General features: G+C 46.0%; 18 protein-coding genes. 2 read left to right on the top strand and 16 right to left on the bottom strand.

The features are described 5' to 3' along the window. Positions 1-2: 2 nt before the first annotated feature. The 16 genes from G3M70_15500 to trpE form a co-directional block, all read right to left on the bottom strand. Positions 3-1,316 carry a methylenetetrahydrofolate--tRNA-(uracil(54)-C(5))-methyltransferase (FADH(2)-oxidizing) TrmFO gene (locus G3M70_15500; protein ID QPJ63203.1) on the bottom strand — a complete coding sequence of 438 codons (1,314 nt, stop codon included), beginning with the start codon at positions 1,314-1,316 and terminating at the stop codon, positions 3-5. Positions 1,317-1,337: 21 nt separating this feature from the next. Next, positions 1,338-3,620: a type I DNA topoisomerase gene (gene topA / locus G3M70_15495; protein ID QPJ63202.1), complete on the bottom strand. Its 2,283-nt coding sequence runs from the start codon at positions 3,618-3,620 to the stop codon at positions 1,338-1,340. A 6-nt stretch (positions 3,621-3,626) separates the two neighbouring features. Beyond that, the gene (gene dprA / locus G3M70_15490) at positions 3,627-4,754 is read right to left on the bottom strand and encodes a DNA-protecting protein DprA (GenBank protein ID QPJ63201.1); all 1,128 of its coding nucleotides are present in this window, start codon (positions 4,752-4,754) and stop codon (positions 3,627-3,629) included. A gap of 243 nt (positions 4,755-4,997) precedes the next feature. Further along, the gene (locus G3M70_15485; protein ID QPJ63200.1) at positions 4,998-5,783 is read right to left on the bottom strand and encodes a hypothetical protein; all 786 of its coding nucleotides are present in this window, start codon (positions 5,781-5,783) and stop codon (positions 4,998-5,000) included. A 438-nt stretch (positions 5,784-6,221) separates the two neighbouring features. Beyond that, the gene (locus G3M70_15480; protein ID QPJ63199.1) at positions 6,222-7,130 is read right to left on the bottom strand and encodes a site-2 protease family protein; all 909 of its coding nucleotides are present in this window, start codon (positions 7,128-7,130) and stop codon (positions 6,222-6,224) included. Positions 7,131-7,132: 2 nt separating this feature from the next. Beyond that, positions 7,133-8,449 carry a glutamate-5-semialdehyde dehydrogenase gene (locus tag G3M70_15475; GenBank protein ID QPJ63198.1) on the bottom strand — a complete coding sequence of 439 codons (1,317 nt, stop codon included), beginning with the start codon at positions 8,447-8,449 and terminating at the stop codon, positions 7,133-7,135. Between the two features lie 77 nt (positions 8,450-8,526). Next, positions 8,527-10,677 carry a hypothetical protein gene (locus G3M70_15470; GenBank protein ID QPJ63197.1) on the bottom strand — a complete coding sequence of 717 codons (2,151 nt, stop codon included), beginning with the start codon at positions 10,675-10,677 and terminating at the stop codon, positions 8,527-8,529. 61 nt (positions 10,678-10,738) lie between these two features. After that, positions 10,739-11,485, bottom strand: a complete 747-nt coding sequence (locus tag G3M70_15465) for a hypothetical protein (protein QPJ63842.1) — start codon at positions 11,483-11,485, stop codon at positions 10,739-10,741. Positions 11,486-11,569: 84 nt separating this feature from the next. Beyond that, the gene (locus G3M70_15460; GenBank protein QPJ63196.1) at positions 11,570-12,253 is read right to left on the bottom strand and encodes a glycosyltransferase family 2 protein; all 684 of its coding nucleotides are present in this window, start codon (positions 12,251-12,253) and stop codon (positions 11,570-11,572) included. A 12-nt stretch (positions 12,254-12,265) separates the two neighbouring features. Continuing rightward, positions 12,266-13,060 carry a tryptophan synthase subunit alpha gene (locus G3M70_15455; protein ID QPJ63195.1) on the bottom strand — a complete coding sequence of 265 codons (795 nt, stop codon included), beginning with the start codon at positions 13,058-13,060 and terminating at the stop codon, positions 12,266-12,268. A 14-nt stretch (positions 13,061-13,074) separates the two neighbouring features. Next, a complete protein-coding gene (gene trpB, locus G3M70_15450) occupies positions 13,075-14,274 on the bottom strand; it encodes a tryptophan synthase subunit beta (protein ID QPJ63194.1) in 1,200 nt (399 codons plus the stop codon). Between the two features lie 3 nt (positions 14,275-14,277). After that, positions 14,278-14,913, bottom strand: a complete 636-nt coding sequence (locus G3M70_15445) for a phosphoribosylanthranilate isomerase (GenBank protein ID QPJ63193.1) — start codon at positions 14,911-14,913, stop codon at positions 14,278-14,280. After that, positions 14,897-15,697 carry an indole-3-glycerol phosphate synthase TrpC gene (gene trpC / locus G3M70_15440; GenBank protein ID QPJ63192.1) on the bottom strand — a complete coding sequence of 267 codons (801 nt, stop codon included), beginning with the start codon at positions 15,695-15,697 and terminating at the stop codon, positions 14,897-14,899. The genes G3M70_15445 and trpC overlap by 17 nt, the downstream gene beginning before the upstream one ends. Positions 15,698-15,703: 6 nt before the next feature. Continuing rightward, entirely contained in the window at positions 15,704-16,717 is a 1,014-nt protein-coding gene (trpD, locus tag G3M70_15435) for an anthranilate phosphoribosyltransferase (GenBank protein QPJ63191.1), read from the bottom strand. Between the two features lie 6 nt (positions 16,718-16,723). Continuing rightward, positions 16,724-17,290 carry an aminodeoxychorismate/anthranilate synthase component II gene (pabA, locus tag G3M70_15430; GenBank protein QPJ63190.1) on the bottom strand — a complete coding sequence of 189 codons (567 nt, stop codon included), beginning with the start codon at positions 17,288-17,290 and terminating at the stop codon, positions 16,724-16,726. Beyond that, positions 17,287-18,771 carry an anthranilate synthase component I gene (gene trpE / locus G3M70_15425; protein ID QPJ63189.1) on the bottom strand — a complete coding sequence of 495 codons (1,485 nt, stop codon included), beginning with the start codon at positions 18,769-18,771 and terminating at the stop codon, positions 17,287-17,289. The genes pabA and trpE overlap by 4 nt, the downstream gene beginning before the upstream one ends. A 917-nt stretch (positions 18,772-19,688) precedes the next feature. On the opposite strand from trpE, the gene G3M70_15420 reads away from it, so the two are divergent. Continuing rightward, positions 19,689-20,213 carry an RNA polymerase sigma factor gene (locus G3M70_15420; GenBank protein ID QPJ63188.1) on the top strand — a complete coding sequence of 175 codons (525 nt, stop codon included), beginning with the start codon at positions 19,689-19,691 and terminating at the stop codon, positions 20,211-20,213. Positions 20,214-20,328: 115 nt separating this feature from the next. After that, entirely contained in the window at positions 20,329-21,327 is a 999-nt protein-coding gene (locus G3M70_15415; GenBank protein QPJ63187.1) for a DUF4880 domain-containing protein, read from the top strand. The last annotated feature ends 137 nt before the right edge of the window (positions 21,328-21,464 follow it).

The following is a 21,464-nucleotide window of genomic DNA, read 5'->3' as shown; positions in this document are numbered from 1 at the left end:
TGTCAGCTTTTTAAATTTTCCAACCAATCCTCTTGAGCATTTAGTGCTCTCTCGACTATCGCCGCATTTCGCAATTTTTTGTCCCGTATGCGGGTTTCCTTGCCAGTAAAGAGACCAAAATTTATATTCATAGGCTGGAAGCTTCCCTTCCCTTTTTCAAGAACGTGTTTTAATAAGGAACCAATCGCAGTATCCCCCGGAGGAAGTTTGAAAGGTTTGCCCTGGATTTGTCTTGATCCGGATAACCCTGCCATGGCTCCCATGGCGCAGGATTCCACATACCCTTCTACTCCAACAATTTGCCCTGCAAAATAAAGACCTGGTTTTTCTTTAACCTGAAAATTAAGATCCAGTAATTCGGGTGCATTGACGTAGGTATTCCGGTGAATGGCGCCGTAGCGAAAAAATTCCGCTTTCTCCAGACCAGGGATCATTCGAAATATTTCTTTTTGGCCTGGATATGTGAGTTTGGTTTGGAAGCCTACTATATTATAGGCCGTACCTTCCTTGTTTTCTTTTCTTAGTTGGACCACTGCATAAAATCGTTCTCCGGTTACAGGATGGTTTAACCCGACCGGTTTCATCGGACCAAATGCCAGAGTCTTGTGGCCACGTGATGCCAGTTCCTCAATGGGCATGCAGCCCTCAAAGTAGACCGGCTTCTCAAATTCTTTTAGCGCCACTTTTTCAGCTTTGAGAAGAGCATCCAGAAAAGCATCGTATTGTTCCCGGGTCATCCCACAATTTAAATAATCAGCCGTCCCTTTGCCATATCTGGAAGCAAAAAAGGCTTTGGAAGTGTCTATTGTATTGGCATCCACAATGGGAGACAGCGCGTCGTAAAAATAGAGATATTCATCACCCATCAACTTTGCAATTTCACTGGATAAAGAAGGAGAGGTGAGCGGACCCGTTGCGATTACGACCGGCCCTTCATCGGGGATTTTTTCTATTTCTTCCCTTTTGAAAGTGATATTGGGGTGGTTTTCAAGGTGTCGGGTTATCTCGGCAGAAAACAAATCGCGATCCACGGCCAATGCAGCACCGGCGGGGACGGCATGTTGGTCTGCTGCCTTTATGACAAGGGAGTTTAAATTTCGCAGTTCTTTTTTTAACAGGTAGGGAGCCGAGGTTTCGTTCAGCGACCCCAGTGAATTACTGCAAACCAGTTCAGCGCATTGGCTGGTTTTATGAACGGGAGTAGGCTGATTGGGCCGCATTTCATAAAGGACAACGGGAACTCCGTTTTCTGCAGCCTGCCAGGCCGCTTCGGAACCGGCAAGTCCAGCCCCAACCACCGTTAGAAATGAGTTCATAGGGAGGGTCCGGTAAAACTGTTAAGCGGCTTCTTCAGATTTTTTAAATTTGCACTTGGGACAAATAATAGAGGCACCCTCATTCTTCTTCCATTTTTCCACCATGAATTTGCTATCGCAATCTTTTTCCGGGCATGGCTCTGGAACGGGCTTGTCCCAGGAAACAAAAGAGCAATCAGGATACGCGCTACAACCGTAAAATGTTCGCCCTTTTTTGGAACGGCGGGATGTCACGTAACCTTTACAGGATTCCTCCGGGCAGTCAATTCCGAGACTGAGGGGTTTAGTGAATTTACAATCAGGATATTTCGAACAGGCCAGGAATTTTCCAAATCTTCCCATTTTGAGTACAAGAGAACCTCCGCACTTATCGCATTCTCCTTCAATTTCCTGAGGAGCCTCTTCCTCCTCCTGACCAGGTTTCTTGACCTCACGAGTGTTTTTGCAATCAGGATAGCCGGAACAAGCCATGAATTTACCAAATCTTCCCCACTTAATAATCATGGGCTGATTGCATTTTTCACAAACCTCGTCAGTTTCTTCTACCTGGCTTTTGACATCCTTCATTTTCTTTTCTGCTTCAACCAGGTTTTTCTCAAAAGGCCCATAAAAATTCCGCAGGGTATCAACCCATTCAGATTTTCCCTCCTCTATGAGGTCTAGATTGCCTTCAAGCTCCGCAGTAAATTTTTCTGTCAGGATATCGGGAAAATTCTCCACCAGCATTTCACTGACCATGACCCCTAATTCGGTGGGTGAAAGCCGCTTTTCTTCGTTCCGGACGTAATCCCGATCTTTGATAACACTTATGATCGATGCATAAGTACTGGGTCGGCCGATTCCACGAGCTTCCAGCTCCTTTACGAGCATGGCCTCAGAAAACCGAGGTGGAGGCTGGGTAAAATGTTGCTCCGGATCTATTTTCAGGAGCTTTAACATTTCGCCTTTGGGAAGGTCAGGTAAAACTTTTTCTCCGGGCTTGCCTTTTTGCTCCTCACCCTCTTTCACGTTTTTTGACTGAGCCTCCTCTTCCGCGTCTTCAACATAGACTTTCATGAAGCCATGAAATTTAATGACCGAACCATTGGCGCGGAACACCAGATCACCGCATTTGATATCAAACTGGGTGGTGTCCAGTTTGGCAGGGACCATTTGACAGGAGACTGCTCTGGCCCAGATCAGGTTGTACAACCTGTACAGGTCTTTTTCGAGTTTCGGCTTTAAGCTTTTGGGTTCAATAGTGACATCCGTTGGGCGGATGGCTTCATGGGCTTCCTGTGCTGATTTTTTACTTTTATAGACATTTGGTTTTCCAGGCAGATAATCTTTCCCAAATTTTTCTACAATATACCCACGAATGGCTTCGATAGCCTCGTCAGCAAGGCGCGTAGCATCCGTTCTCATATAAGTGATCAGGCCAACATTTCCCTTGCCCTCAAGAGGGACTCCTTCATACAACCTTTGGGCCAGCATCATGGTTTTCTTTGGAGAAAACCCTAGCTTTCGGGACGCCTCCTGTTGCAGGGAACTGGTGATAAAGGGAGCCACCGGGTTTCGCTTGCGCTCCTTTTTAACAACATCCTCCAGTTTAAAGTCTTTGCCCTCGGTTTGGGCTACCAGTTCTTCAGCCTGCTTCTGGTTAGCGATTTCGGCCTTGTCCTCTCCAATTTTATGGAGTTTGGCAGAAAAGGTGGGTTCTTTGCTTCCTTCAAGGTCAGCGGTGATACTCCAGTATTCTTCTTGTTTGAAATCCTTGATTTCCTGTTCCCGCTCGCAAATCATCCTAAGGGCAACCGACTGCACCCTACCGGCGCTCAAGCCGCGATGAATTTTTTTCCAAAGGAGTGGGCTGATCTTGTATCCCACGAGCCGGTCCAGAATTCGGCGGGCTTGTTGAGCGTTTACCCGGTTGGTATTTAATTCCGTCGGGTTTTTCAGAGCCTCAGTAACACCTTTCTTGGTGATTTCGTTGAACATGACCCGGTAGACTTTTCCCTTAACCAAGGGTGCCACTTCATTCAGGATGTGGTAGGCAATGGCTTCTCCTTCGCGGTCGGGATCAGGGGCGAGATAGACATCATCAACCTTTTTGGCGGCAGCTTTCAGGGCGCTTAATATTTTCCCCTTACCCCGTATGGTGATATATTTCGGGCTGAAGTCGTTTTCTATGTCGACACCCAGGTCCTTCTTGGGCAAATCCTTGATATGGCCTACCGATGCCTTAATAATAAAGTTTTTGCCGACAATTTTTTTAAGCGTGTCCACCTTGGTAGGGGACTCGACAATAAGGAGTGACTTACCCATACAACCTCAGGAAATTTCGACTTGATTGTTAATAAACTTCTTACCCTCTGTTTGGCGCACCAGGTTTTTGAGCTCCAATTCCACCAGAGTAGCCGAAACTTCGGCTGGAGACAACCCGCTCTTCAGAATGAGTTCATCAATCTGAATTTCATTTTCGCCAATAAAAGACATTAATTTCTGCTCCCGGTCATTCAAGGATTCAGCGGAAATGCCTGAATCCCCCCTTTTTCCGGATAATGTGTCCAAGGCATGATCCGGCAATTCTTCCAGTATGGAATCAATGCTTGTCACCATTTTGGCCCCGCATCGTATCAGATTGTTGGTCCCCCTGCACTTCTCAGATGTGATATTTCCAGGGACGGCAAAAACTTCACGACCCTGCTCCAAAGCAAATTCTGCAGTAATCAATGCGCCACTTTTTTCACCGGCCTCAATGACCAGCGTTCCCAGGGATATGCCGGATATCACTCTATTTCTTGCAGGAAAATTATTACGATCAGGTCTCGTTGAAACAGGAAATTCGGTAAGGACGCATCCGGTTCCTATAATTTCCTCACGGAGCTTATTGTTTTCAGGAGGATACGTGTAGTCCAGGCCACACCCGAATATTGCCACTGTAGTGCCTCCATTGTCCAGTGCGGTTCGGTGAACCAGGGTATCAATGCCCCGAGCCATACCGCTTACAAGCGTTATTCCCAACGAAGCCAATTGGGAACAAAGACGTTGGGTCACGATTTTCCCATAGCTTGAAGCTAACCGGGTTCCCACAACAGCTATAGAAACCGGAAAAGTGTCAGGAACTGCCCCCTGATAATATATTACCGGTGGAGGATCATAGATGTTTTTGAGAAGTTTTGGATACCTCGCACTGTTTAAGGTCAAAACACCAGCATTGAGCCTGTCCAGTAATACCTGTTCACGTTCAATTCGAGAAACCGAATCAAAATCTTTGATTTGTTCTGCAGTTTTCTTCCCAACCCCTTCGACCTGCAATAAATCCCGATTGCTTGCCTTAAATACGTCCTCAGCAGAATGAAAATGGTTGATCAAACGGTAAAAGAGGGTTTTTCCGATGCCGGCCACCATATTGAGGGCAACCCAATACTGCTCTTCCCGGCTCAATCCTCCTGACAAAATAGCCTCCTGAATCAAAAAATCTCTACACGCTATAAAGTTAATTTAATTCTTCAACTACCAGAGTCTAAGAAAAAGCTCTTGAACACAAAATAATATGGAACTACGAAATAATCAATTCTCTTAAACGCAGGTTGTAATATTTCCCAACTATTAATGTTGTTTTGAGGGAGAGTTTATCACTATAAAAACCCCTGTTAAAATAACTGGAGTTCGATTAAACAACCATCGGAATCTTTTAGCTCATGGGATGGAGTCGTAAAGCCTGTTCACATCCAAAACAGATAAATTGAACTGATATATCGAACCATAATATCCAACTAAAACCTTCGTGTAGATTATTAAGGCTTCAAACAGGTCCCCTTCATCTCCAATTCCAAAATCATAGTTTGCTACTTCGGTAACCAATAAAGCCCTGGTGAGTTTGCGGACTTTACGGGCTAGTTCCAGTTTTTCCCGGGAATTGTTGACATCGACAAAGGCCTCCTGAATTTCAAGAAGCTTCTTGCCAACCGGTTTTTTTGTTTTATCGATCGATTTCTGGAAGGCTTCAAAATTCTGGTGAGGAAATTTAAGGACCACTAGCCCCTCATCAGTAACTTCACCATTTTCATCTATCGGTTTTCCTGTCCAGAATTCAAGTTGAAGTCTTGATTTTTGGATATCTGCTTTAAAATTGGAAATATCGTTCTGGGTTCCGGAGAGTCCAAGTTTTAACTTTGTAATTGCCGACTGGGTTACCTCCCCATCATCAGATTCCATCCGTTCATCAGCCTTGGTCACTGCCGTTTCAAAATGGCCCTTGACCTCATCAGATATTCCAAGCTGCTCACGTTTTGCTAAAAGCGTGAAGTAGGATTTACTGACTTCGTACTCAACCTGGTTTTGGTCAGTTTCAGGATGCAACTTGATCGCTGTTTGAATGGCTTCCTTTAGCGACGGTAGGGGGTTGACAGTGTCCGGACCCCCCGCAAAACTAAATTCAATCTGAATGGGAAGCAGAAGAAACAGAAGACTAATGATCCTCAAATGAGGAACAATAAAACGAAACCTTGTTAAAAAACTATTTGTAATATTTCGGTTTAACATCGAGAGGAGGCAGGCGAAAGGAAAGAAAAAAGGGTACTGAACAATCCGAAAAGAGGTCTTGATGGCAACCAAGAAAGGCAGTTCTCACTACCTAGGCAACTCTTTTTTGGAAAATGCCCTTTTTTTGGGCAATTGTCCAGTACCCAGAAACTTTAAGGACTCGAATCTAGCACATGGCCTTATGGCTGTCAATACAATTCTAGATGATTTCAACCTAATACCGCCAACTTTATTGTTTCTAACTCTTTATAAATAAAGGGGCTTCTCTTTTTATATCCTGTATTCAATAATCAAAAACCAATAATTATTGGAATGGGGATTTGCCTAGAAAAAGCTCTCACTTTTATCTTATAACCTGTTGATTTATTTATGAAATTTTTACTTTATAAGTGAAAGGGGAACGGGAATGAATGTAAGCAAAAATATCCCCATACAGCAATACCCCATCCACTTATGGACGGGCTCCAGCAGGTCATCATCATATGTAATAGGAGGGTGCTGAAGCCCCATGAGAAGAACCATGGCCGCTAGTATCCACCACCCTGCCCAAATGAATCCAAGCGCTATTAAAGCGCCAAAGGATAGTCTGGCGACCAGGAGATGCTTTTGCCTCTTATACATTGAATAAATCACATGCCCACCATCAAGTTGTCCTAGCGGAAGAAGGTTCATTGCGGTAAAAAACAAACCAAACCACCCTGCAAAAGCTGCTGGATGAATCCACAACATCATTCCTTCCCTGGAAGGTGACCCGACTAATAATTGAGTGACTCCCATGGAAAGAATCGAATGCCCGAACGATTGATCGCTTCCAATTCCGACGGCAGGTCGAACTTCTGACAAAGCAACACCTATCAAGAGAACAGGAAGAGCCACCACAAAACCGGCCAGGGGGCCTGATGCTCCAATTTCCATTAAAGCTTTACGATTCGGAATGGGTTCCTTAATATTTATAAAAGCGCCAAAAGTTCCAGCCAGAAATATGGAGGGTGCTGGTATAAAATTAGGCAGGCTGGCGTCTACATTATTTTTTACGCAGGCAAAATAATGTCCAAATTCATGGGCGGTGAGGATGAGCAAGAGACAAAATGAGAACCAGGGCCCACCCTGAGCCCATGTGGTCCAAACTGTTGCAAAGAAGAGGATACTGAACAGTCCCCAGGTTTTGGGGGTTAATTCGAAGCGGGAGGAAACGGGCTGGACAGCAGGAATTCCAGGTTCAGAAGAGAATGACTCCGAGGCCACAGGTGTTTCTTGATCTTCATGTTCTTCCTTCTTGGAATCCATGATTACCCATTGTTAGTTGGTAATGGCAATGCTTTATGTGTGAATGATTTTCCGTTTGCATCCGAATATTCTGAGACGGTCTGGCCCTGCCCTTTCACTTTATATTTGTAAATTACCAGTCCTTCCAGGCCGACCGGGCCCCGTGCGTGGGTCTTGTTGGTGCTAATACCTATTTCAGCTCCTAAACCAAAACGAAATCCATCTGCAAATCGGGTTGAAGCGTTCAACATGACACTTGAGGAATCCACTTCATTCATGAACCGTTCAGCGGCTTTTGGATTTTCCGTCACAATGGTGTCTGTATGACCTGAACCGTGTTTATTGATATGAGCTATAGCCTCATCAAGGGAATCCACCAACTTGATGGCAAGTTTAAGGTCGTTATACTCAGTATCCCATTCAGATTCGTCAGCACGATCCAGACCGGGGACAAGCGTACAGCTCCGAACACAGCCAACCAGATCGACTTGTTTTTCCTTAAAAGCATGCACCAGTTCAGGTATCAACTCTGGTGGCACCTTTGAATGGATCAACAGGGTTTCCATGGCGTTACAGGCTGCGGGATATTGCAGCTTGGAGTCCAAAGCAATGGCCAGTGCTTTTTCAGGATCTGCCTTTGAATCGATATACACGTGGCATAGACCCTCAGAATGGCCTAAAACAGGAATCCGGGTGTTGTCCTGAACGTGGCGGACAAAGGCATTGCTGCCACGAGGAACAATGAGGTTAATGTATTCATCCTGTTTTAACATTTCCGCCACTTCTTCACGGGTTTCGATCAATTGAATCGCATCTACGGGAACCCCCTCTATCGTGCCCACTGCTTTTCTCAGATTTTCAACAATCACGCGGTTGGAGTTCTGGGCCTCAGCGCCTCCTTTAAGGATTACGGCGTTTCCAGATTTGAGGCACAGGGAGGATATCTGGGGAACTGCATCAGGGCGTGCCTCAAAAATAGCCCCAATCACACCCAACGGACAGGTTACTCTGGTAAGAGTCAATCCTTCATCCAGTTCCATGGCCATTTGACACTCACCAACGGGGTCTTGAAGGGAAGCTACCGACCGAATTCCTTCCGACATGCCTGTTATTTTATTTTCGTTTACAGCAAGGCGGGCAATAAGTGGACCTGGCAGGTTTTCCTTTTTCGCATATTCGAGGTCCTTGCTGTTCGCCTCCAATATTTCTGTTGAATGGGCCTCCAAGGCATCAGCCATGGCCAAAAGTGCCTGATTTTTGATTTCAGTACTGATACCAGCCAGAGTCAAAGAAGCTGCTTTAGCTCTTGCTGCAATTTCATCGAGAGATTTACTAGGCATTAAGTTTTTCCAAAAATGGGGAATGAATGAAACTGGTATTGAGAACAAATTCTTCGGGCACGGATTACCCGATAAACTCAAGGAAAATTGTGGACCGTTACCCGCACCTCCAAACCGTCCTGCATCCAGCCAATGTTTTCATTCCCCGCAATCGAGGTGATGATCCCGTTTTTATCAATTTTACGGATCCTGTTATTGTCCCGGTCAGTAAAATAGAGGTTTCCCTGCTTGTCAAAAGCCATTCTATACGGAGCTTTTAGCAATGCGTCCCTGGCATATTTTCCATCTCCAGAGTATCCGGGCAATCCCTTTCCGGCAACCGTTGTGATAATTCCCTTTTTGTCTATCTTTCGGATCCGATTGGACGTTTCTTCGATGATATAAAGGTCACCCTCCGGTCCAAACTTCAGTCCACCAGGAGACCTGATCCCCGCTTCAATTGCAGGTCCTCCGTCACCGGAGTCTTCAAAATCTCCATTTCCAGCAAAAATGGAAATTTTCCCATCAGGCGAAATTTTACGGATTTTACTGCTTCCTGAATCAGAAAAAAAGACATTCCCTTTTTTATCTACAGCAATCCCATTGATGTGGACTTCATGGTCTGGAAGGCTGTTGATGGCGTTTGGCGCAATGGTCGAAATGATTCCATTCGGAGTGATTTTTCTGATATTTCTGTTGGAGTAGTCCACCAGATACATGTTCCCATTTGAGTCTATTGTGATGTCTTTTAGCATGGAAAACGCTGCATCAATGGCTTTTCCACCATCTCCCTTGCTGCCATGGCCTCCCATACCTGCAAAGGTGGTGATAATTCCGTCGGGGCTTATTTTCCGGATCAGGGAGCCTCTTCCTACCGGTGAAACCACATATAGATTTTCTTTTGAATCAAGGGCCATTTCGCCTGGAAGAAATAACGCAGCATGGTCGGCGGGTCCACCATCTCCTTCATTCCCCTGTTTCCCTGTTCCCGCAATGGTATGAATAAACCCATTTGGATCAACGCGACGAATCCTGTGGCTTTGTTTGTCAGAAAAGATGACGCTACCATCCCCTTTGACCACGATACCTGTGGGTGACCGAAGGCTTGCACCCAGTCCTGGGCCCCCGTCGCCTTTAAACAAAGCTTTACCATTACCCGCGATTGTTTTAATATCCCCGGTTTTTAGATCTACTTGCCGTACCCTGAAATGTGATCTGTCGACCACAATGAGGCGGTTTCCTGGGGCCATCGCCAAAGCAAATGGCAAATGCAGAGAGGTTTCCGAAGCGACTTCGTTGTCGCCATTATACTCATACTCCCCGATTCCCATAAGGGTTGTGATAATGCCGAGGGGGTCTACTCTTCGAATTCGGTTATTGTTGCGATCTGCTATGTACAGGTTCCCTTCTTCATCTTTGACTACATCTGTGGGATAAGCAAGACTCGCCCGAGGAGCGGGGCCGTAGTCACCTGAAAAAAAATGATTCCCATCTCCAGCAATTGTGACGATGGTTTTGTCAGGCCGAACCATTCGAATTCGATTGTTCCCTCGGTCCGCAATGTAAAGGTTTCCCTTAGCATCAAGTTCAACTCCAAATGGGTATTTTAGAAGGGCTTCAGTGGCCATCCCATAATCCCCCCCGAAATCAGGTTCCCCCATTCCAGCTATTGTGGTGATGATTCCATTTGTATCGACTTTTCGGATCCGGCTGTTGGATCGGTCGGAAAAAATTAGCCCCCCATTATTTTGACATGCGATATCGGATGGAAAATGAAGAGATGCTTCAACAGCCTTTAATCCATCACCGGTAAATTCTGGTAGTCCATTTCCTGCTACGGTAGTTATGATCCCGTGCTTGTCAACTTTTCGAATGCGATGATTATTTCGATCTGCAATGTACAAATCTTCATCCGGGCCAATGCAAAGCCCAGCCGGGAAATTGAGGGCTGCGTCGAGAGCCGGTCCTCCATCTCCCGAAAAGCCTGCAGCACCATTTCCAGCAACGGTTGTTATTTTTCCATCCAGACCCACTTTTCGAACACGATTCTGGGATCTGTGTGACAAAAAAATGTTTCCAGATTTATCAACGGTCACTCCATCCACCAGAGTGAGGGGCACATCTATTGCCGGCTTTCCATCGCCAATTTCCGGATAAGGCCAGGTTTTGGCGTTGGCTTGTAAAACTGCCCCGCTTCCAATCAGAAAAAATGCCAGGAACCAGGTAACCTGGTTTTGAAGTTTGTTCATTTTAAAAGTTCTCATTTGAAAGAGCGGTGAAGTCGTTTGCTTTTTACCTTCCGAAACTGCGTCAACGTGTCACAATCTTGCGTTTTCCGTCCGGATTATATTTAAAAACAGCACGTAAAGTTTCGTCTCCCAGAGAATTCTGGCTTAAATCCAAAACCTGAAGATTGGGGAATCGGTCAGATTTAATTAAAGCGATGGCCCCCTTGTCACCTATATTGTTTTGTCCGATAAACAATTTATTAATGTTTTTTAAATGCTGAGCGTCAGCGAGTATCATAGCCCCCTCATCGCCAATCTCATTTCGAAAAAGACTTAGAATTTCTAATTTCTGAAAACCCTTTGTTTGGGCCAGGTGTTGTAAGGCTTCTGGAGTAATGAGGTTGTCGCTAAGCAAAAGTGTTTTTAAATTTGAAAAATTTGGCGATTCTGCCAATAACCGGACACCGGCCTCCCCCACTTCATTTTTCCAAAGCTTCAAGGTGACCAGATTTTTTAAATAGGAAGATTGGGTAAGAGCCTGAATCCCTCTATCCCCAAGAAAATTCCCAAAGAGATCAAGATGTTCCAGATTTGCGACATGCGGTGACTTGGCGAGAATTTTCATTCCTTTGTATTGGATTTGATTACCTTGAAGGAGCAAGGTCGTCACATTTGCCAGTCGCTGGTCATCGGCCAGAGCCTGGACTCCTTTTGGCCCTATGCGGGCACCACTGAGGTCCAGTTTTTTTCCATCGGCACTTAAACGACTACTTATTAATGTGGTGATATCTTTTGCTAATGCCGCTTCGCAAACTAAAAACCAGAACATACAGATAGAGAGAATGTGCAGTATTTTTTTATTTCGAAAACATTTGGCGGCCACAGGTTTTCTCCAGATTGAATTTCAACCAATCTAGATTAGCAAATATTTAATTATGGTGTATATGATTTTTGTTCCTGCCCTAAAGGTTCCGGATACCGTCCCGGTTATTTTCGATACCCCTACCCGGTCGCGGTAGCGGACTGGGATTTCAAGGATAGACAGATTTTCTTTAACAGCCTTGATCTGCATTTCAACAGTCCACCCGAAGTTGGTATCCTGCATCTTGAGTTTCTTCAAAGATTTGTAACGAATGGCCCTGAATGGGCCCAGGTCTGTATAGCTTTTTCCGAAAAACAACCGGATCAAGAAAACGGCCAGCCAGTTTCCATAGCGGGCTTGGGGAAGGAGGGCTTTTCTGGACTCAGCCAGAATCATCCGGCTGCCAAGAACAAAATCCGCTTTTTCCTCTTCAATGGGTTTTAAAAGGGAAAGAATTTCTTCCGGATAATCACTGAAATCTCCATCCAGGAAGACCACAATATCTGGCTCATCCAAATGTGCCATTCCAGCAAGGCAGGCACTTCCGTAACCTCTTCGTGGTTCATGCACTACCTTTGCCCCATGGATTTGGGCAACGGCTACGGTGTTATCTGTGGAGGCATTATTAACTACCAGTATTTGGTGAAGTATTTCTTTGGGAAGAGCATCGAGAACGAGGCCAATGGATTGCTCTTCATTAAAGGCGGGGATAATGACCGATATTTTGTTTGGCATTCAGGGAGGTTGTCAGGCCAAAGCCTGCTTCATTTGACTGACAAAGTCTTTAACCTGGTTCACCCTTTCGTTTGAGTCCGGGTTTGCTTCAATCAAACGGACTATCGCACTGCCTACGATCACACCATCACTGATTGAAGCAGCTTCTTTTGCATTTTCCGGATTTGAAATTCCAAATCCAATGAGGACCGGAAGCGTGGTTTCGCTTTTTATAGACTTAACCTTCTCCGCAACTCCCTTTGCAAGGCCCTCACGCATGCCAGTGGTCCCGGTTAAGGAAACATAATAAATAAAACCACGGCTCTTTTCTCCTATCCAGGAAACACGTTCGTGGGTACTGGTAGGGGCCAGGAGGTAGATTAAATCCAGTTGATTGTTTTTGCAGTCTACTTCAAATTCCTCAGCTTCCTCGGGCGGAAGGTCGGGAACAATCATTCCGTCCACCCCTGCTTTCGTGGCATCGGCAACGAATTTCTCGGGTCCGTAAGCCCATACAGGGTTGTAACTGGTCATTAAAACAATGGGAAGTTGGGAAGTCTGGCGGATTTCGGACACAAGTTTAATGATTTTTTTCAGGGTGGTCCCAGATTTTAAAGCCCGCTGGGCGGAAGCCTGAATAACTGGTCCATCAGCCAGAGGATCTGAAAAAGGGACTCCGAGTTCTATAATATCGGCTCCACCTGCTTCGATCGCTTTGAAAATTTCTTTGGTGGTGTCGAGATCAGGGTCACCTGCGGTAATGAAAGCCACCAAAGCTTTTTTATTTTCTGCTTTTAAGCCATTAAAAGTTTCTGTAATTCGACTCACGTTAAATCCAATCCTTATAAGTCATTTTTCAGTAAGTCAGCCACTTGTTGTACATCCTTGTCCCCGCGTCCAGAAAGACAGACAACAATGGTCTGGTCTTTTTTCATTTTGGGTGCCAGCTCCTCAAGGTAAGCGATAGCGTGTGCTGATTCCAGAGCTGGAATGATGCCTTCTGCTCTTGAAAGAAGTTTTAAACCATCCAGAGCCTGTTTGTCCGTAATCGAAACATAGTCCGCACGGCCCGATTCTTTAAAATGACTGTGTTCACAACCCACACCGGGATAATCCAGCCCGGCGGATATCGAATGAGCCTCCTTGATCTGTCCATCCTCATCATATAGCAGGTAACTTTTCATTCCGTGGAGGACTCCAACATCACCCTTGCTAAGGGAGGCTCCGTGCTTATCCGTATCAACACCATGACCAGCAGCTTCTACCCCGATCAATCTTACTGATTCGTCTTCACGGAAGGGGTAAAACAATCCCATAGCGTTACTGCCGCCACCAACACAGGCCACGCAAGCATCCGGAAGGCGCCCTTCAATTTCCTGGATTTGCTGGCGTGCCTCGTCTCCGATGATTCGTTGGAAGTCTCGTACAATTTTCGGGAAAGGATGAGGGCCTACGACCGATCCAATGATGTAATGCGTGCTTTCAACCGTGGTGATCCAGTTCCGGATAGCTTCGCTGGTGGCATCTTTAAGAGTACGGGTGCCTGAGGTAACCGGGATTACCCGGGCACCGAGCAATTCCATTCGAAAAACATTAAGCGCCTGACGTTTCATGTCTTCTTCGCCCATGAAGACATCACACTCAAGCCCAAACAAGGCCGCTGCGGTGGCACTGGCAACGCCATGTTGTCCGGCGCCGGTTTCTGCGATAACCCGTTTCTTGCCCATGCGAAGCGTGAGCAAGGCGGAGCCTATTGTATTGTTTATTTTATGGGCTCCGGTGTGGTTAAGATCTTCGCGCTTCAAGTAAATTTTGGCCCCGCCGAGTTGTTCGGTCAGTCTTTTTGCAAAATAAAGAGGAGAAGGCCGACCAACATATTGGCGCAGATAGTACTCGAGTTCACTTTTGAATTCAGGGTCCTGGATCGCTTCATCGTAAAGAGATTCCAGCTCTTTAAGCGCTGGCATCAGCGTTTCGATGACATATTTTCCGCCAAATTGTCCGAAATGTCCTTTTACATCCGGTAAAACGGGTGTGCCCATCACTTACTCCTTTTTTGCACCTTTTACTGCCTTGAGAAATGCACGTAGTTTTTTTATGTCTTTTATTCCAGGAACCTTTTCAACTCCGGAGCAGACATCAACACCGTATGGCCGTGACTTCTGAATTGCTTCTGAAACATTTTTTGGAGTCAGTCCGCCTGCGACAATTATCCTTCCAAACTTATTGGCTTGTTTTGCCAGTTTCCAGTCAAAAACTTTTCCCGTTCCCCCATAAACGCCAGGATGGAAGGTATCCAGCAGGAAACCATCCACATCGAATTTTTTCAATTCATTGAGGGATGAGACATCATTGACTCTGATTGCTTTCAAAACCCGGGATTTTATCTTCCTGCAAAAGACCGGTGATTCGTCGCCATGTAATTGAACCACGTCCAGTCCCAGCTTTTCCTGCAATGAATTTATTCGCTCAGCAGATTCATTCACGAACACTCCAACCCGATGAACGAAAGGTGGAAGTTCTTTGATTATTGATTTTACCTGCCTGACGGTTACCGCCCTTGGGCTTTTCTTATAAAAAATGAAACCAACTGCATCTGCACCCAGTTCAACCGCTTTTTGCGCATCGTCTTCACGGGTCATTCCGCAGACTTTTACCCTGGTATTAAGCTGCTTTTTCATGGCCCAGTAATTCGCGTAACTTATCAGGGATGGAGTCAGCCCGCATGAGCGTTTCACCAATTAAAAATGCATGCACTCCGGCTTTCTCAAATTCGTCAATTTCTTGTCGGCCACGAATCCCGCTTTCACAGACAAGGGTTGGGTCTCCATATCCCCGGACCATTTTGAGCAATCGCCGGGTAATATTCAAGTCCGTCTTTCCAGAGGTCAGATCGCGGTTATTTATCCCTATTAAATCCGATTCTGCATAAAACGCTTTTTCGAGGTCGGCTTCGTCATGCGCTTCCACAAGTGCAGGCATCCCTAACTCCAAGCCCAGTGCTTTTAAGTCGCACAACTGATTTTTTTCCAGGGAGGTTGCAATTAAAAGAAAAAAATCCGCCCCAAATGCACGCGCCTCATAAACCTGATACTCCGAAAAAATAAAATCTTTCCTGATAATGGGGATCGGCACATCAATGGAAATACGGTCCAGATAATCCAGATCGCCTCCGAAATGGCGAGATTCCGTTAGAATAGAAATTGCCGCAGCACCATTATCAGCATAACTTTTTGCAATGCTCTGAGCGTCGAACTGCTCCACAAGGTCTCCCTTGAATGGAGTTCTTCGTTTTATTTCGGCTATGATTCGAGACCCTTCCTTTTCACGCAAGGCAGGTATCACCGGTTTTGGCTCGTGTCGACTTTCAATTCGGTTTTTGAGTTCGGACAAGGAGCGTTTGGATTTTGTTTCCTTAAGCTCTTCCTTTTTATCTGCAAAAATTTTGTCGAGAATATTTGCCATCAGCGTTCACTCATTTGTCAGTCGACACAAATCTTTCAGCTTTTGCCTTGCCGCACCGGAATTAATCGATTGCCTGGCTTTGTCGATACCCTCTTTCATGGATTCAGCTGCCCCACTTGTAAAAATTGCTACACCAGCATTCATCAAGGTGATGTCGCGGGGAGGTCCGCCGGAGCCATCCAGTATTTCACGCAGGATTTTTGCGTTCTGAACAGCATCGCCTCCTGCCAGATCTTCTTCGCAACAATACGAAAACCCGAAACCTGTGGGATCGATCAACCCCTCAGTCACCTCCCCATCTTTCAATTGAGAGACACGAGTGTCGGCAGCGAGGGTGATTTCATCCAACCCGTCTTCCCCATGCACCACCATTCCACGTTCACACCCCAAACCTTTAAGGACATGAGCAAACGGTTCCCGCCATTTGTCATCATAAACCCCAATTACCTGAGCCGAAACCCCTGCCGGATTAGTCAGGGGTCCAAGTAAATTGAATATAGTTCGGTATCCAAGTTCTTTTCTAATTGGCGCTGCATGTTTCATGGCAGGGTGAAATGAAGGTGCAAACAGAAAACCGATTCCGATTTCCTTGAGACACTGTTCTACTCTGGAACGGTCTATATCCAGATTAACACCAAGAGAAGCCAGAACATCAGCACTTCCCGCCCGGCTGGAAACCGCTCGGTTTCCATGTTTTGCCACCGTCACACCAGCTCCAGCAACAACAAAGGCGCTGGTGGTGGAAATATTAAACGTGTCGGCACCGTCACCGCCTGTCCCACAGGTGTCCACAGCGGGAGATTTGGGACTCTCAATTTTTTCCGATTTTTCCCGCATGACCCGTGCGGCGCCAAGCAATTCCGGTACTGTTTCTCCCTTCATCCGTAAAGCCGTGAGAAAACCACCAACAGACGCGGGGGACACGGTTCCTTCCATGATCCCAGTCATTGCCTGCATCATTTCATCTTCGGAAAGGTTTTCTCCTTCCACAATTTTGTGAAGAAGAGTTTTAATTGTCACGGATTATCAAGCACCCACAAGAAAGTTTTTTAATAAATCCTTGCCCTGCAACGTCAGGATTGATTCCGGGTGAAACTGAACTCCCTCGACTGCCAATTCTTTGTGACGGATTCCCATAATTTCTTCCTGTTCTGTCCAGGCGGATACTTCAAAACATTCTGGTAAAGTTTCCCTCTTTACAACAAGGGAATGATAACGCGTAGCCTGGAAAGGCTGCGGTAAATTTTTGAAAACCGTTTTATTATCATGATAGATCATCGAAGTTTTACCATGCATGATTCTCGAGGCTTTTACGATGTCGCCCCCAAATGCAGAAGCGACAGATTGATGGCCCAGGCAGACACCTAAAATTGGAATTTTCCCCTTAAATCGTTTCACTACTTCGACGGAAATTCCCGCTTTCTCCGGGGTGCAGGGCCCTGGTGAGATTACGATTTTACTTGGGGCTAGTTTCTCGATTTGATCCAGTGTGATCTTGTCATTTCGATGTACCTGCATATCCGCGCCCAGTTCACCCATGTATTGAACCAGGTTGTAGGTAAAAGAATCGTAGTTGTCGAGCATTAGAATCATGGCTGCAACCCCTTTTCAGCCAACTCAATTGCCTTAAGCAATGCCTTGCCCTTGTTCATGGTTTCTTCAAATTCTTTTTCAGGTACAGAGTCTGCAACAATTCCAGCTCCAACACCAAGGTAGGCTGTGTTGCCCTTAACCACAAGGGTGCGAATGGCGATAGCGGTATCCATATTGCCATTGAAGCTTATATAACCCACCGATCCCGAATAGACTCCCCTTCTGGTGGGTTCCATTTCATCAATGATCTCCATAGCCCGGATTTTTGGGGCTCCACTTACGGTACCGGCTGGGAAAGATGCTTCCAATACATCAAAGCTATCGAGTCCTTGCTTTAATTGTCCTCTGACATTGGAAACGATGTGCATGACATGGGAATAACGCTCAATTGTGAACTGCTCGTTAACCTCTACACTATGGGTTTGGGAGACCCGCCCCAGGTCATTGCGTCCCAGGTCAACCAGCATGATATGTTCTGCAACTTCCTTGTCGTCGTCCAGCAATTCCTCTGCCAGGCCCACGTCTTCAGCTTCATCTTTCCCGCGGGGCCTCGTACCTGCAATGGGTCGTACTTCCACCTGGTTATTTTCAAGCCTTACCAGAACTTCCGGAGAGGACCCGACTATCTGAACATCTCCAAAGTTTAAATAGTACATGTAGGGAGATGGATTGATCGTCCTGAGGGCTCGGTAAACGGTAAACGGGTCCTGCCCCAGGGTGAATTTTAATCTTTGCGCCAGAACTACCTGAATGGCATCCCCTTCATTGATGTAATCTTTAATGCGTTCGACCGCCTTGAGAAAATCTTCTTTTTGGAAATTGGATTCAAAAGTCGCGGGGGTATTGTTTGACTCAGTAAACTTAACTTCCGGTGTGGGTTGTCTTAAAAGCTGTTCAAGTTTTTCAATTTTTTCTATTGTTTCCCGATAGACTTCCTCAAGCTCCCCCTGGTCGGTATGGGCATTGGAAACAATCTTGATCGTGTGAGAAACATTGTCAAATATCAGAAGTGTGTCTGTGATAACAAAAAGGGAGTCCGGGAGCTCCAGATCGTTTTCGTTTTCGTCGGGGAGTTCCTCGAAAAACCGGACCATGTCATAGCTGATGAACCCTACCGCCCCACCAAAAAACCTCGGGAGGCGATCGTCCACAACCGGTTCGTAATCCTTTAATATTTTACGGAGAGCAGAAAGGGGTGACTCCCCTTCTATGGTTTGGGTAACGGTTTCGCCGTTTGTCTCAATAGCGACGGTTCGCCCCTCAGTTCGAACGATGGTCGATGGATTGCATCCGAGAAAACAATAGCGTGCCCATTTCTCTCCTCCCTCCACACTTTCAAGTAGGAACGAATATGGGCCATGCCCTATTTTCATATAAGCAGAAACAGGGGTATCGAGGTCCGCAATGATCTCTTTGCAGACCGGGATCAAGTTACCTTTACTGGCTTTTTCTTTGAATTCGTCTAACGAGGGGAAAAGCATGATCGAACAACAAGAAGGTATTTGACCTTCTTTCGCTAAAATTAAAAAGAGCCCTCAAGACACTGATCTGCCATTGCAGGGTCCCTGTAAAATACTACTAAATCAAGGGTTTAAACTCTGCACAGTAGCATGAAGGCAGGGTGTTGCGCAAGGCGTATCAATGTAGTTGGAGATGATTCGTTTACCCCTTAATGTTTTGCTTTTTAACCAGTTTTAAAATTGTTATCCAAACAGGTAATGAATCCCCCCATTAGAACGCTATTCATATTCTAAAAAATACATCAAAAATTTTTTCTGCTTTGTACATTTTAATTCAACATACGCCGCGTGACCTGATTCCGGGAAAACAAAATCCCGATAATGAAGTTCTGTTTGTCAGCAAAACTTTCCAAATGATAGATACAGGGTGGTCGAAAGCTGTCGGTGCAGTCCATGCTACCGGGTAAATCTATACTTTGAATATTGGCAGGTATCAACGCTTCAGAAGACCGAGAAAAGAGATTTTGCTGGCTCCACCACGCCACGATCGTGCTTTAACTTGTTTCCATTAATAATTATCACCCAATTCCACTTCGTGGAAGAATTTTAACCAAAGCTGTTTGTTGGGCAACAACCGGTTCAACCGAAAGAAAATAACCCCTTCATTTTTTAAGGTCAAACAAACGATCCCAAAGGCTTCGCGGACCGGTTTGGAAGTATTAAATTGGCCGATCAGCTTTACTTTTCTGGACCGGAATTAAACAAATTCTTCACTCGCAAATAATCCGATCTGCACCAGTATTCTGGTGGAAGCGCCCTAAGAACAAAGTTTTTAATGGACAAGGCCAGGCTAATGTGTATATATTGATATTGATTATGATTATTATTTTCCTCGGGAAATGTAATTCTACGATAATTTCGGTCTTTTAAAAAACTATATGAATCTGGTTTCCACAAGATCCAGGGAAGAATGGGTGGAACAGTTGTTCAGGCAACATCATTCTGCCCTGTGCCGGTATCTGGCTCGGATGATGAGGTGCGAAGAAGCCGCTGCCGAAGTCGCCCAGGAAACCTACTTGCGCCTCCTCCGGTTTGCTTCCCGTTCTCCGGTAACCAATCCACGGGCATACCTGTTTCAGGTAGCTTCTAATGTGGCGCGGTCACGTTTGGCCAAGGAAAGCAATCCCACTGTAGTTTTCCTCGATCCTGCCACCACCGCAGAAATTTCTTCACCAGCCTCTTCTGTAGAGCAAATCGCCAGCGTACAGCAGGAACTTGATATGCTGGCACGTGCCATAGAAGAACTTCCTCCACGGTGTCGGCAAGTATTCCGCATGAACCGGTTCCAGGGTATGAGTTACAGCGAAATCAGTCGGGAACTAAAAATATCAGTAAACATGGTTGAAAAACATATAATCAAAGCTCTCCTTAAATGCCGCAAATATCTTAAGCAAGACTTATAACAATTTAAAGGTCAGGGGTTCATGTGTTCTCGAGGTCTTAACTAATTATATATGAGAACACCCCTCTTCAGCTCCTGCTTGACGGTAATGTGTCCTTTGGAGCAGTATAGGACCCATGAATACGACCGGTTCCACTAACGAATCCCAGATAGAAAAAGCCACAGCATGGTTTGTCCGAATGCAGTCGGACAAGGTAACACCTGCGGACCACCGTGCCTTTCGCAAATGGCTTAAAGAAGACCCGCGCAACCAGGGGGCCTATCGGGAAGTGAAAACCCTTTGGGAAAAATTGGGGAAGATGCCCGCTCACGCACCACCACCAGTGGACTCCCCCCCTACTCCTACCCCGTATCCGTCAGCGTCTGCCGTTAGCAGCCAGGCCTCGCGCCTGCTCGTCCTTGCCGCATCGCTGGTTCTTACTTTGGGACTATGGTGGCAAGGTCCGCGGTATTTGGACCAGATGCTGGCAGACCAGTCCACCGGGTTCGGTGATATTCGAATCGTCAATTTGCCGGACGGTTCCAAAATTCACCTCAACAGCGACACCGCTTATCGTATGGATTTTAATGGACAACATCGGGGAATCATTCTTGACCGGGGAGAGGCTTTCTTTGAAGTGGTTAAAAACCCTGGCAAACCGTTTGAAGTAGTTGCCGGACAAACCCTGACCCGCGTCACCGGCACGAAATTCAACGTCAGACGGTCGGATGCTGGAGTGACTGTATCGGTTGTATCCGGGACCGTCCTCGTGATTCCAAACGAACAGTTAAACGAGGGCCCGAAGCCAGTCCTGTTGAAGGCAGGACAGGCAACTCACTACAATCGGGAAAATCCTGTTTTGGCTTCTAAACCGTTCAAAGTGGAAGAGGTTGTCTCATGGCAGCAAAAAAAACTGGTCTTTACAGACCAGCCACTAGGCAAGGTTATTGACGAATTGAACCGCCACCGCGCTGGCACCATTCTTTTAATGGATTCCTCCTTGAGGGAGGTCCCTTTCACCGGTGTATTCGATTTGAATCACCCGGACTCCGCTCTCGAAGTCATCGAAGCGGCTTTGCCCGTTACCATCCACCAGGCCACCCGCTATCTAATCCTGATCCGTCCCGCAAGCTGATTCGTAAACATATCTACCCCACCACGGACACACCCCCTCCAAATATTTTTTCAATCCAGGGTCAGGGGTTCCTTCTGAATTTGGGTCTTACCAGACATAAACTCAAAGTTTTTGCACTGGACCCAACCGTTCATAGG

Source organism: Candidatus Nitronauta litoralis (genome assembly GCA_015698285.1).
Lineage (GTDB): Bacteria > Nitrospinota > Nitrospinia > Nitrospinales > Nitrospinaceae > Nitronauta > Nitronauta litoralis.
The sequence above is the reverse complement of the archived record's forward strand: the minus strand, read 5'-3'. Positions and strand labels throughout refer to the sequence as shown.